Below are 12,705 nucleotides of genomic sequence, written 5' to 3'. Positions count from 1 at the left end.
TGTGTGCACCGTGGACCATCGGGCGGACTCGGGCCTGTCGTCACGCTCCCGGTCGGGCCCGCCTTGAGGTGATCAATGCCCTGAGATCAAACGGAAGATGCGCCACAAAGAAGGGCAAAAGAAGCAAGAGCCCCAACTGGTGGCCGGTCGGTGGACAGCACCCTCGTCTGGTCCTCCGGGCTGGCTACCCCCCGGCCGGGGCCGTTCCTCCCGCGCGCCCCCGCCCATGCATCCATGCGCCCCACGTGCAGGATCGGTGCTGCGGGCCCCCGCGCGCGTGCGCCCGTAACCCCGGGTGGCGGCGGGAGTTGAGAACGTCGTGGAAGAGACCATCGGAGTCACCTCGGCAGTCACCTCGTCCGTCACCTCGCCTCCCCAGATCCCCCAGCAGCGCGGAGAGGCCCTCCTCGACGCCGCCGTGCGCTACGCGGAGGAACGCCACTGGGACGTGTTCCCCGGCACCTGGCTGGAGGTCGACGAGGGCAGGCAGCACTGCTCCTGCGGCGACGCCAGGTGCGCGGCCCCCGGTGCCCACCACGCGCGCGAGGACTGGGCGAACCAGGCCACCGGGAGCGCGACCGCCGCCCGCCGGCTGTGGTCCAAGCAGCCCGCCGCCTCGATCCTGCTGCCGACGGGCCGCACGTTCGACGCGATCGACGTGCCCGAGACCGCCGGGTTCCTGGCCCTGGCCCGCATGGAGCGCATGGAACTCACCCTCGGCCCGGTCACCTGCACCCCCGACCGCCGGATGCAGTTCTTCGTCCTGCCGGGCGCCGCCGCGAAGGTCCCCGACCTGGTCCGCAAGCTGGGCTGGCCGCCCGCCTCCCTCGACCTGGACGCGCTCGGCGAGGGCTCCTACGTCGCCGCGCCGCCCACCCGCTTCGGTGGCCGGGGCGCCGTCCAGTGGGCCTGCCGCCCCACCGCCGCGAACCGCTGGCTGCCGGACGCCGAGGAGCTCATCTCCCCACTGGCGTACGCGTGCGGGCGGGAAGGCCGCCGCTAGAACACAGCAGCGCGTCCCGCGGCCACGTATCGTGCGGACGGGCCCCTGCTCGCGCGGAGTTCGAGAGCTTGGGGGAGGGCGACGGCGACGAAGGACGGCGGGCTGCACAGTGACCGAGGCGGGGACCGAGGCCGGTGCGCCGGCCGTACGCGTGAAGGACCTCTGGAAGGCGTTCGGCCAGAGCGTCGCCGTCGCGGGGATCGATCTCACCCTTCCCGCGGGCAAGTTCATCGGCCTCGTCGGGCCGAACGGCGCGGGAAAGACGACCACCCTGTCCATGGTCACCGGACTGCTCCGGCCCGACCGGGGCGCCGTCGAGGTCGTCGGCCACGACGTGTGGCGTGACCCCGTCGAGGTGAAGGCCCGCATCGGCGTGCTCCCCGAGGGCCTGCGCCTGTTCGAGCGGCTCTCGGGGCGCGAACTTCTCGCGTACACGGGCAGGTTGCGCGGCCTGCCCGGCGCCGAGGTCGACAAGCGCGCCGCCCAGCTCCTCGACGTGCTCGACCTCTCCGGGGCCCAGCACAAGCTCGTCGTCGACTACTCGACCGGCATGCGCAAGAAGATCGGGCTGGCCGCCGCTCTCCTCCACAATCCCGAAGTCCTCTTCCTGGACGAGCCGTTCGAGGGTGTCGACCCGGTCTCCGCGCAGACCATCCGCGGCGTCCTGGAGCGCTACACCGGTTCCGGGGCGACCGTCGTCTTCTCCTCCCACGTCATGGAGCTCGTCGAGTCGCTCTGCGACTGGGTCGCCGTCATGGCCGCCGGCCGCATCCGCGCGCAGGGGCCCCTTGCCGAAGTGCGCGGCGACGCGCCCTCCCTCCAGCAGGCGTTCCTCGAACTCGTCGGCGCGAACGGCCGCGACACGATCTCCGACCTGGACTGGCTGGGAGGCGGCCGGTGACCACGACGACCGTCACCCTGGTCCGCCTCAAGCTGGCACTCCTGCGCAACGGCCTGCGCGGGTCCACGGGCCGCCGCGCCGCCTACATCGCCACGCTCGTCGTCGTACTCCTCGTCGCCGCGCTCCAGCTCATCGGCCTGATCGCCCTGCGCGGCAGCGCGCACGCGGCGACGCTCTGCGTCATCCTCACCGCCGTACTCGCCCTCGGCTGGGCGGTGATGCCGCTCTTCTTCCCCTCCGGCGACGAGACCCTCGACCCGACCCGCCTCGTGATGCTCCCGCTGCGGCCGCGTCCGCTCGTGAGGGGCCTGCTCATCGCGTCCCTCGTCGGGATCGGCCCCCTGTTCACGCTCTGTCTCGCGGTCGGCGCGGTGATCGCCCTGGCGCACGGGGCGGCCGCGTCCGCCGTCGCGGTGGTGGCCGTCGCCCTCACCCTGCTCACCTGCGTCGCCCTCGCCCGCGCCGTGGCCGCCGCCAACATCCGGCTGCTCACCAGCCGCAAGGGACGCGACCTCGCCGTCCTCAGCGGGCTCGTCATCGCCGTCGGCGCCCAGGTCGTCAACTTCGGTGCGCATAAGCTCGGTTCGTCCGGCGGGCTCGGGGCGCTCGACCCGGCGGGCGACGTACTGGCCTGGATCCCGCCGGCGTCCGCGATCGGCGCCGTCGACTCGGTCAGCCACGGCTCGTACGGTGTCGCGGCGGCCCGCCTCGTCCTGTGCGCGGCCGCCCTCGCCGGACTCCTGTACGCCTGGCAGAGCGCCCTGACGCGCCTCATGACGTCCCCCGACGGCTCCACGCTCCAGGCCGCCGAACCCACCCGCCGCAGGCGCACGTCCCGCGGCCCCCGCCTCCTGCCCGACGGCCGCACCGGCACGGTCATGGAGCGCGCCCTGCGCTATGTGTGGCGCGACCCGAAGACGAAGGCTGCCTGGGTGACGTCCCTCGCCATCGGCCTGATCGTGCCGGTCTTCAACGCGCTCCAGGGCACCGGCTCCATCTACTTCGCGTGCTTCGCCGCCGGAATGCTCGGCATCCAGATGTACAACCAGTTCGGGCAGGACACCTCGGCGTTCTGGATGGTCGCCATGACCATCTCCTCGCCGCACGACGCCTATGTCGAACTGCGCGGCCGCGCCCTCGCCCTCCTGACGATCACCCTGCCGTACGCGACGCTGGTCACCGTCGTCACGACGGCGATGCTCGGCGACTGGCGGGCCCTGCCCGAGGTCCTCGGCCTCTCCTTCGCGCTGCTCGGCGCGATGCTCGCGACCGGCGCCTGGTCGTCGGCCCGCTTCCCGTACTCGATCCCCCAGGAGGGCTACAAGAACGTCGCCCCGGGGCAGGCGGGCCTCGCCTGGATATCGATCTTCGGCGGGATGGTCGCGGCGGCCCTGCTGTGCGCCCCGGTCATCGCCGTCGCGATCTGGCTGCACGTGTCGGGTGCCGGGTCCGCGGCCTGGCTGCTGCTGCCGGTCGGCGCCGCGTACGGAGCGGGGATCACCCTGGCGGGCCTGCGCCTGGCCGCCCCGCGCACGGCGGCCCGCCTGCCGGAGATCCTCGCGGCGGTCAGCAAGGGATGACGCGTGCCGCGGGGCGCCGTCACATCCTGCTGAGCGACGCCGTCGCGTAGAGGACGTCGTGGATCGCCTCGCGGTCGCCGTCCTGTCCGGCGGCCGCCTCCTCCGGCGTGACGTGACCGGCCGCCAGGCGGCAGAACTCGACGCCGTCCAGGGCGACATGGGCCACCTCGTGCTCCGCCGAGCCGACCGCGCCGGGGGAGTCCAGGGAGATGAGCCACTCGCCGCCGCCCGCCCCCTCGACCTCGAGGCGCAGGCTGCGGCCGGGCGCGCCCGCGGCGACGAGGCCGCGGGCGGGTGCGGCGAGGCCCGCGCGGCGGCGCCCCGCGAGCGAGTCGGGAAGCAGCCGGGCCGCCAGGTCGATCATGCGGTTCAGATGGCGGGGCGACGGCGGCTCGTACGGGTAGTCCACCGCCTCGGCGATGTCCTCGGCGTGCACCCAGCACTCGAAGGCGCGGTCCAGCATCGAGTCGCGCAGTGGCAGGGTGAAGTCCCCGTACGGGACGGCCAGCTGACCGGACGTGCGGGTGCGGCCCGCGGAGCCGCTCGTGTCGGCCGCGAACGACACCGTGCGGATCACGGCGTGCGACTGCTCGCGCCAGGGGCCGCGGACGGCGCGGGTCGGCGGGAAGTGCGAGGCCTGCCAGAACGTCTCCGTGCGGCTCTCCGGGGTACGGCGCTCCTCGGGCGTGACGCCGAACAGAGGGTCGTCGAGGCCGAGTGCGACGGCGACCAGGCCGTCCACGCTCATCAGGTGTGTGAGCACCCCGGCGACGGTCGTCTTGCGGCTGACCCGGTCGTCGCCCTCGTACCAGCGAAGCCGTATGGGCGCGTGCCACTCGGAGTCGCCGATGTCCTGGAGCAGGGCGTCGAGGCGGGCGGTCTCCGCGTCGTACGGAGCGGCCCACTCGGGGACCGGGATGCGGGGCGGACGCCGGGTCAGGCAGCCCTCGAGGACGCGGGAGCGCAGCATCGGGTCGAGGTCGAGGCTCTCCTCGGAGTGCAGCAGGCCCACGGCGTCCCGCAGCCGCAGCGCCTCCTCGGCGCACGGGCCGCAGCCGCCGAGGTGCTCCTCCACGGCGACGCTCTCCTCGGCCGAGCACGCGGCCAGCGCCCACGCGCCGAGGAGGGACTTCAGGACACGGTGCTCCAGCACGAGCGGCTCGGGGACGTGGTCCGGCAGCGGGCGCCCGGTGTCCTCCACGGACGAGCGCGGCGTCGGTATCCGGGCGCTCGCGGCGGCGTCGGAACGCCCGGCGCCCCCGGGCTCGCCGGAGCCGTCACGGTTGTCGGGGTCGTCGGGCTGTTCGGCGTTGCCGAAGGGGTGGGGCCCGCTCACAGCGCCCTCCCGTGTCCGTGAGGCCCCGGCGGGGTGCCGGAGGTTCCGCTGTCGTGGGCCGTGGACAGGAGCTGGAGGCCGAGGCGCAGACGGCGGCGCGCCTCGTCCTCGGTGACGCCGAGGTCGACCGCGGTCTGGCGGTAGTCCCTGCGCTGGAAGTAGGCCAGCTCGAGCGCGGCGCGCAGCGGGGCGGGCATCGACGTGACGATGTAGTCGGCGCGGGCGGCGGCGGAGGCGTGCCGCACCCTGCGCTCCAGATCCTCCGTGGTGCCCTCTCCGCTGCGGACGAGCGCGGCGGACTCGGTCTGGCGCAGGCGGTGGACCGCGCGCCGGTGGGTCAGCGTGGCGATCCAGGAGCGCAGCGGCCCCTGCTTGGGGTCGTACGCGTCGGGGTTCTCCCAGACATGGGTGAAGACGTCGCGCGTGATGCGGTCGGCCGCGTCCTCGTCACCGAGCACGCGGTGCGCGAGCCCGTGCACGAGCGACGCGAAGCGGTCGTACAGCTCGCCGAGCGCGGCGGCCTCCCCGTGCGCGAGCCGCTGCTGCATCCTCCGGTCCCACCGGGTCGGAGTCTCCTTGGCCATGCGGCCCCCTCACCGTGTGCCTTCCCTCGAATGTAGTCGGGCCCGCCGACAACGCACGTGTCTTTGTGGCAAAGGTCGACCTGCCCGGATGCGGATGGTAAGGAGACGGTCACGATGCGCGGACCTTTGGCGCCGGAAGCGACCCAAAATCCGATCACTTGGGTCTTAACCGGGCCATATGTGATACGTCTGCAGTGGTGTTTCAGCGCCACGCGGTCGGGCAGCCGCGAAAGAAGACAACCGTAAGCAGGGGTTCCGGATCAACGAGAGGCGTAGCGCGTGACGCTCAGAGTGACCGAGGGACAACAGGATGGCTGGGCCGTCGTGCGGGTGTCCGGCGAGATGGACATCGCCACCTCTCCCGCGCTGCGCCAGCAGGTGCACGACGCGGTCGCGGACGGCCGGCACAGTCTCGTCCTCGATCTCTCGCAGGTCCTTTTCTGCGATTCGAGCGGGGTCGGCGTGCTGATCGCGGCCCGCCGACTGATGCGTTCGTGCCGCGGCGAGCTCCGGCTGATCCTGCCCGCCAAGGGAGCCGAGGACGGCTCGCACGTCAACCGTGTCCTGTCGGCGCTCGGTGTGCGCCGCCTCTTCGAGGTGTACCCGGACGTGCTGACCGCCGTGAACGACGAGGCGTCACCTCTCTCTGCCTGACGCACACCCGCGCGTCCGGGCGGCCGAGCACGGAAGTTGTTGCGGAATTCCTCCGGTCTTGGCACAAGCGTCGCGGTGAGGGCCCCCGCCGCCGCTCCACGACGTACGCTCCCTGGCGAGAGGACGGGCAGAACCCGTACCACCACCGATGCGAGAGGCGGTCGAGGGGACATGGACCACGCCGAGAGCACCGATCACGCCGAGTACGAGCGCAGGATCACTGCCCGCTTCGCCGGCTTCGACCAGGACGGCAACGGCTACATCGACCGCGAGGACTTCGTGACGGCGGCCAAGGGCCTGCTCGCCGAGTTCACCACGACGGCGCGCTGCGACAAGGGCCAGGCGCTCTACGCCGGCGCCGAGGCCTTCTGGCAGGGCATGGCCGGCATAGCGGACGTGGACGGCGACCAGCGCGTCACCCGCGAGGAGTTCGTGACGGGCGCGGTGAAGCGGCTGCGGGACAACCCGGACCGGTTCGCGGAGATCGCCCGCCCCTTCCTGCGGGCCGCCATCGCCGTCGCGGACCAGAACGGCTCGGGCTTCACCCCCACGGCCGCGGAGCGCGTCCTGCGCGTCCTCGGCGTCGACCCGTCCCTGGTGGGACCGGTCGCCGCCGCGCTGGACGCGGACGGCGACGGGCGGATCTCCGAGGAGGAGATCGTCACCGCCTTCGCCCACTACTTCACCGTTTCGGAATAGCGCTCTCCGGGCTTGTGCCCGCATAGCGCTCGCGCAGCTTGTACTTGAGCACCTTGCGCAGGGTGTCGTTGCGCGGAAGGGCGTCCACCAGCTCCAGCTGTTCCGGCAGCTTGTGCGTGGACAGCCCTTCCGACCGCAGATGGGACGCCATCGCCTCCAAGGTCAGCGGCTCGGTGCCGTCGCGCTGGACGACGACCGCGCACACCCGCTCGCCGCGCTCGGGATCCGGGAGCCCGACGACCGCCGCGTCACCCACCGCGGGGTGCGCGTGCAACAGGTCCTCGATCTCCTTCGCGGAGATGTTCTCGCCCTTGCGGATGATGATGTCCTTGGCCCGCCCGGTGAGCACCAGATGCCCCGTGTCCCTCACGTGTCCGAGGTCGCCGGTGACGAGGAATCCGTCGCCGTCGAAGGCGGCCGCCGACTGCACGGGGTCCAGATAGCCCTGGCAGACGGCCTCCCCGCGCAGCCTGACCTCGCCGTCCACGCCGCATGGGACCTGCTTGCCGTCCGCGTCCGTGACCCGGATCTCCATGCCCTCGGGGGGCTTCCCCTCCGTCGTCGCGAGGTTCTCCGCGGTGTCGTCGGGGGCGCCCATCGTGATCATGGGGACCTCGGTCATGCCGTATCCGTGGGTGAGCTGACAGCCCATCTCCCGTACGACCGCGTGGTAGATCTCGGGCGGCTTGGGCGCGCCGCCGCCCGCGAGGAGCCGCAGCGTCGGGATGAGCCGGTCCGCCGGGGACTTGCGCTGTTCGGTCAGGAACATCGAGTAGAAGGCCGTGGAGCCGCCCGCGACGGTGACCCCGTGGCGCCGGTAGCCGTCGAGCGCGTCCGGCAGCGCGAACTGCTCGAACATCACCGCGGGGAACCCGTACAGGAGCAGCATGACCGTGTAGTCGGGGCCCGCTATGTGCGCGAAGGGGAACGCCATCGAGCCCACGTCGGACGCCGACAGGTGCAGGGCGTGCGCGAGGCAGGAGCCGCCGGCGATCAGTGAGCGGTCGGTGTGCAGGACGCCCTTGGGGTCGGAGGTCGTGCCGGAGGTCCAGTAGATCCAGCGCACGGACGTGCCGTCGGAGGGCGGTGGCGGCAGTACGGACGGGTCGCCGTCGGGCAGCGTGTCGTACGCCTCGAAGATCCCGCGCGCGCCGAGGCGCCGGGCCATCTCCGTGTGGTCGAAGCCGCGCCACACGCCCGGGGTCGCGAAGAACTCGGCCTTCGACTCGCGCAGCGCGAAGCCGACCTCGCGGTCCCGGTAGAAGGGGATGACGGGGGACTGGACGGCGCCGATGCGGGCGAGGGCGAAGGACAGCAGCGCGGTCTCGATGCGGGTCGGGAGCTGCCAGGCGACGACCGTGCCGGGGCGTACGCCCATGTCGTACAGGCCGGCGGCGACCCGCTCGCCGCGGTCGCGCAGCTCGCCGAAGGTCAGGCGCCGGTCGTCCTTCGCGTCGGGGGCGGACTGGATCAGTACGGGGGTGTGGGGGGTGAGGGCGGCGCGGCGCTCGATCAGCTCCCAGAGCGTCCCGGCGGCGCCCAGGGCGTGTGCGGTGTCGTTCACTGCTCCCCCTCGGAAAGACAGGCCGTACCTGACGGATAGTCAGATCGTGCGGAGAGCGTAGAGCGCTGCGCCTTGTCGGTCCAGGGGTGCGGGGCTAGCCTGCTATCTGACGACCCATCAGAAACAGTGCCAGAAGCAGCATCAGAAACGCCATCAGAAACTGTCAGGTGAGGGGACACGATGGACCCGATGGAACTGCCCCGGATCATCAGCGTCGACGACCATGTGATCGAGCCCGCGCACCTCTTCTCGACCTGGCTTCCGGCGAAGTACCGGGACCGGGGGCCGCAGCCGCTCACCGCCGGGATCGGCGAGCTCGCCTACGTGGCGGGCAAGTACCAGATCACCATGGACCCGGACGGGCCCCCGACGGACTGGTGGATCTACGAGGACCTGAAGTTCCCGTACAAGCGCAACATCGCCGCCGTCGGCTTCGACCGGGACGACATGACCCTCGAAGGCATCACGCGCGCGGAGATGCGGCGCGGCTGCTGGGACCCGAAGGCCCGCCTGGCGGACATGGACCTCAACCATGTCGAGGCCAGCCTCTGCTTCCCCACCTTCCCGCGCTTCTGCGGCCAGACGTTCGCCGAGGCCAAGGACAAGGAGGTGGCGCTCGCCTGCGTGCGGGCCTACAACGACTGGATGGTCGAGGAGTGGTGCGGCGACAGCGGGGGCCGCCTCATCCCGCTCTGCATCATCCCCCTGTGGGACATCGACCTCGCCGTCGCCGAGATCCGGCGCAACGCCGCGCGCGGCGTCAAGGCCGTGACGTTCTCCGAGATCCCCACCTACCTGGGGCTCCCGTCGATCCACTCCGGCTACTGGGACCCGTTCTTCGCCGTGTGCCAGGAGACCGGGACGGTCGTCAACATGCACATCGGCTCCAGCTCGCAGATGCCCGCCGCGTCCCCCGACGCCCCGCCCGCCGTGCAGGCCTCGCTCAGCTTCAACAACGCGATGGCGTCGATGATGGACTTCCTCTTCTCCGGGGTCCTGGTGAAGTTCCCGACGCTCAAGCTCGCCTACTCCGAGGGCCAGATGGGCTGGATCCCGTACGCCCTGGAGCGCGCGGACGACGTCTGGGAGGAGCACCGGGCCTGGGGCGGGGTGCGCGACCTCATCCCCGAGCCGCCGTCGACGTACTACTACCGTCAGATGTTCTGCTGCTTCTTCCGCGACAAGCACGGGGTGGCGTCCCTCGACGTCGTCGGCCGGGACAACGCGACCTTCGAGACGGACTACCCGCACGTCGACTCGACCTTCCCGCACACCAAGGAGGTCGCCCTCGACCATATGAAGGGCCTCGACTCCGAGACGGTCTACAAGCTCATGCGGGGCAACGCGATCCGCATGCTCGACCTGGACCTCGACAGGTAGCGGGCCGCGCCGTGGATCTCACGTACACGGACGAGGAAGAGGAGTTCCGGGCGCGGCTGCGGGAGTGGCTCGCGTCCGTGCTTCCGGGGCTCCCCCCGAAGCCGTCCCCCGACGACTGGCCGGGCAGGCGCGCCTACGACCTCGGCTGGCAGCGCAGGCTGTACGACGCCGGGTACGCGGGCCTGCACTGGCCCGCCGACGCGGGCGGCCGCGGTGCCACGCCCACGCAGCACCTCATCTTCCTGGAGGAGACCGAGAAGGCGGGCGCGCCCTATGTGGGGGCCAACTTCGTCGGGCTGCTGCACGCAGGGCCGACGATCGCGGCCGAGGGGACACCGGAGCAGCGGGCGCGCTGGCTGCCGCCCGTCCTGCGCGGCGACGAGGTGTGGTGCCAGGGGTTCAGCGAGCCCGACGCCGGGTCCGACCTCGCGGCGCTGCGCACGCGCGCGACCCGGGACGGCGACCACTATGTGGTGAGCGGGTCCAAGATATGGACCTCGCACGCGGAGGTCGCCGACTGGTGCGAGCTCCTCGTGCGCACCGATCCGTCCGCCCCGAAGCACCGGGGCATCTCCTGGCTCGCCATGCCGATGGACGCGCCCGGGATCACCGTGCGGCCGCTGCGCACGCTCGCCGGGTCCGCCGAGTTCGCCGAGATGTTCCTCGACGACGTACGCGTCCCGGTCGCCAACCGGGTCGGTGAGGAGAACGACGGCTGGCGCGTGACGATGGTGACGCTGTCCTTCGAACGGGGCACCGCGTTCGTGGGCGAGGTCGTCGCCTGCCGCCGCGTCCTCGGCGAACTGGCCGCGCAGGCCCGCAAGAACGGCCGCTGGGACGACGCCGTACTGCGCCGCAGGCTCGGCCGCCTCAACGCCGAGTTCCGCGCCCTGTGGCGGCTCACCCAGTGGAACGTCAGCGAGGCGGAACAGGCGGGCGGCGTACCCGGCACCGGCGGCTCGGTCTTCAAGCTGCGGTACTCGCACGCCCGTCAGGAACTGTTCGACGCCGCCGCCGAGGTGCTCGGCGTCGCCGGAGCCCTCGACACGGACCACGAGTGGACCCTCGACCGCCTGTCGTCCCTCTCGTACACGATCGCCGCCGGCACCTCCCAGATCCAGCACAACATCGTCGCCGAACGCATCCTCGGTCTGCCGAAGGACCGGCCGAAGGATCTCCAGAAGGGAGGGCGGTGAGCATGCGCTTCCAGCTCACCGACGACCAGCGCGCCCTGCGCGACGGCGTACGCGACCTGCTCGCCGGCCGCTTCGACCGCGACGCCCTGCGCACGGCCGTGGACACGCCCGGGCACCTGGACCGGGCGCTGTGGCGGGCCCTGGGCGACGCGGGGTTCTTCGCCCTGTGCCTGCCGGAGGCGGACGGCGGCGTCGGCCTGGGGCTGCCCGAGGCCGTCCTCGTCTTCGAGGAGGCGGGCCGGGTCCTGCTGCCGGGCCCGCTCGTCGCCACGCACCTCGCCGCGGGCACCGTGCCGGGTGCCGCGACCGGCGAGAGCGTCGTGACGGCGCCCGCCGGGGAACTCCTGCCGTGGCGCGACGCGTCGGACGTCGTCCAGGGCGACGCGACCGGCGCCGTGCCCCTGTCCTCCGTCGACCCGCTCACGCCCCTGCACAAGCTGCCGGGCCCGCACGCGCCCCGCAGCCCCGAGGCCGTACTCCTCACCGCCGCCGAACAGCTCGGCTCCGCCACGCGCACCTGCGAGCTGGCGGTCCGATACGCCGGTGAACGCGAGCAGTTCGGGCAGCCCATCGGCGCGTTCCAGGCCGTGAAGCACCTGTGCGCCCAGATGCTCGTACGGGCCGAGCTGGCCCGTGCGGCCGTGTACGCGGCGGCGGTCACGGCCGACCCGGTCGAGATCGCCACCGCCGAGCTGCTCGCCGACGAGGCGGCCGTGCGCAACGCGCGCGACTGCGTCCAGGTGCACGGCGGCATGGGCTTCACCTGGGAGGCGGACGTGCATCTGCATCTCAAGCGGGCCTGGGTGCGTGCCGCCGCGGGCCGTACGACGCGCGAGACGGAGGAGGAGCTGGCGGCGGCGCTGTGACGTCCGGGGCCGTGTACGGCGCGGGGCGAACCCGTGTACGGACGGTCACGGAACGTCGATATCGGGTTGTGTCCTGCGCGGGACTCGTCACGGCACGGAGTCGGGGTCCCGCTCGGGTACCTTGTGTGGGATGCGAGTGGTTCCGAGTCCGAGCCATCCCGGTGTTGCCCCTGAGGCGGCTCCGGATCCGGCGATGCGCGCCGTTCGCAGCGCACGGGAGGGCCGCGCGCCTGCCCGTTCGACTCCCCACAGCACGCGTCGCACAGTATGGCGCACGCGTACTCCTTCGCGCTGGAATATGCCCGAAGCGCTTGTTGGGGTGACTGTACGTCAACCATGCTGTCTTCCAAGGGGATCACGGTCCGTGAGCTCCTTGACTTGTCACAGTCCCGAGGCGATGTGTCCGCCGGTTCGGATGGTGTGAGCGGTGCAGGTGCTTCAAGTTCAGCTGGAGGTCGGGGCGGATCCCGCGGAGGTGGGCCGAGCCCGCAGGTGGGCGCGCTCGCGCCTCGCAGGGTCCGGGATAGAGGCCGATGAGCCACTGGCGGAGACGCTCATCCTGATCGTCTCCGAGCTCGTCACCAACGCCGTGGTGCACACCGGCTGTCCGGCCGTGCTGCGCATGCTGCTGCCGGGCGTCCCGGCGGAGGCCAGTATCGGCACGGTCCGCGTGGAGGTGGCCGACGCCAGCGACCGGCCCCCCGCGCCGCGGCACGCCGACGGGGAAGAGACCAACGGCCGCGGCCTGGAACTCGTCGACGGCCTGGCGGACCGCTGGGGCTGGCGGCCGGAGGGCACGGGCAAGGCCATCTGGTGCGAGATCGACCGCTGCGGCGCTCAGGGCGCGGGGGCGGGGGCGTATCCGGGGATGGCGTACGAGGCGGTGTAGTTCGCGCTCCCGGTGCCTCTCGGGGTGGCAGTGGGCGTCCCCGTGCGCCCGAG

General features: G+C 72.3%; 12 protein-coding genes. 9 read left to right on the top strand and 3 right to left on the bottom strand.

Going from position 1 to position 12,705, the window contains the following annotated elements; translation table 11 throughout:
• Positions 1-319 precede the first annotated feature (319 nt).
• The 3 genes from LGI35_RS21060 (at position 320) to LGI35_RS21050 (ending at position 3,484) form a co-directional block, all read left to right on the top strand.
• A complete protein-coding gene (locus tag LGI35_RS21060; RefSeq protein ID WP_227295412.1) occupies positions 320-1,003 on the top strand; it encodes a bifunctional DNA primase/polymerase in 684 nt (227 codons plus the stop codon).
• Between the two features lie 109 nt (positions 1,004-1,112).
• Positions 1,113-1,904 (top strand): ABC transporter ATP-binding protein, encoded by a 792-nt coding sequence (locus tag LGI35_RS21055; RefSeq protein WP_227295410.1) that lies wholly within the window; start codon positions 1,113-1,115, stop codon positions 1,902-1,904.
• Positions 1,901-3,484, top strand: a complete 1,584-nt coding sequence (locus tag LGI35_RS21050) for a transporter (RefSeq protein ID WP_227295409.1) — start codon at positions 1,901-1,903, stop codon at positions 3,482-3,484. The genes LGI35_RS21055 and LGI35_RS21050 overlap by 4 nt, the downstream gene beginning before the upstream one ends.
• Positions 3,485-3,503: 19 nt before the next feature.
• On the opposite strand, the gene LGI35_RS21045 is transcribed toward LGI35_RS21050, so the two are convergent.
• On the bottom strand, positions 3,504-4,820 hold the full coding sequence (locus tag LGI35_RS21045) for a zf-HC2 domain-containing protein (RefSeq protein WP_227295407.1): 1,317 nt from the start codon (positions 4,818-4,820) through the stop codon (positions 3,504-3,506).
• Entirely contained in the window at positions 4,817-5,404 is a 588-nt protein-coding gene (locus LGI35_RS21040) for a sigma-70 family RNA polymerase sigma factor (RefSeq protein ID WP_116512423.1), read from the bottom strand. Before LGI35_RS21040 ends, LGI35_RS21045 begins: the two co-directional genes overlap by 4 nt.
• 279 nt (positions 5,405-5,683) lie before the next feature.
• Here LGI35_RS21040 and LGI35_RS21035 point away from each other — a divergent pair, with 279 nt between their 5' ends.
• Both LGI35_RS21035 and LGI35_RS21030 read left to right on the top strand, forming a co-directional pair.
• Complete coding sequence (locus LGI35_RS21035) at positions 5,684-6,058, top strand: STAS domain-containing protein (protein WP_227295405.1); 375 nt, start codon at positions 5,684-5,686, stop codon at positions 6,056-6,058.
• Between the two features lie 171 nt (positions 6,059-6,229).
• The gene (locus LGI35_RS21030) at positions 6,230-6,757 is read left to right on the top strand and encodes an EF-hand domain-containing protein (protein WP_227295403.1); all 528 of its coding nucleotides are present in this window, start codon (positions 6,230-6,232) and stop codon (positions 6,755-6,757) included.
• Here the strand turns inward: LGI35_RS21030 and LGI35_RS21025 are convergent.
• Positions 6,741-8,321, bottom strand: a complete 1,581-nt coding sequence (locus LGI35_RS21025) for a class I adenylate-forming enzyme family protein (RefSeq protein ID WP_227295402.1) — start codon at positions 8,319-8,321, stop codon at positions 6,741-6,743. The genes LGI35_RS21030 and LGI35_RS21025 overlap by 17 nt on opposite strands.
• 189 nt (positions 8,322-8,510) lie before the next feature.
• Between LGI35_RS21025 and LGI35_RS21020 the strand changes: the two genes are divergently transcribed.
• The 4 genes from LGI35_RS21020 (at position 8,511) to LGI35_RS21005 (ending at position 12,652) form a co-directional block, all read left to right on the top strand.
• Complete coding sequence (locus LGI35_RS21020; protein ID WP_227300413.1) at positions 8,511-9,701, top strand: amidohydrolase family protein; 1,191 nt, start codon at positions 8,511-8,513, stop codon at positions 9,699-9,701.
• A gap of 11 nt (positions 9,702-9,712) precedes the next feature.
• A complete protein-coding gene (locus tag LGI35_RS21015) occupies positions 9,713-10,897 on the top strand; it encodes an acyl-CoA dehydrogenase (RefSeq protein WP_227295401.1) in 1,185 nt (394 codons plus the stop codon).
• A 2-nt stretch (positions 10,898-10,899) separates the two neighbouring features.
• Entirely contained in the window at positions 10,900-11,763 is an 864-nt protein-coding gene (locus LGI35_RS21010) for an acyl-CoA dehydrogenase family protein (protein WP_227295400.1), read from the top strand.
• Between the two features lie 427 nt (positions 11,764-12,190).
• Positions 12,191-12,652: an ATP-binding protein gene (locus tag LGI35_RS21005; protein ID WP_227295398.1), complete on the top strand. Its 462-nt coding sequence runs from the start codon at positions 12,191-12,193 to the stop codon at positions 12,650-12,652.
• Positions 12,653-12,705: the final 53 nt, after the last annotated feature.

It is taken from the genome of Streptomyces longhuiensis (assembly GCF_020616555.1).
In the GTDB taxonomy this organism is placed as follows: Bacteria; Actinomycetota; Actinomycetes; order Streptomycetales; family Streptomycetaceae; genus Streptomyces; species Streptomyces longhuiensis.
The sequence above is the reverse complement of the archived record's forward strand: the minus strand, read 5'-3'. Positions and strand labels throughout refer to the sequence as shown.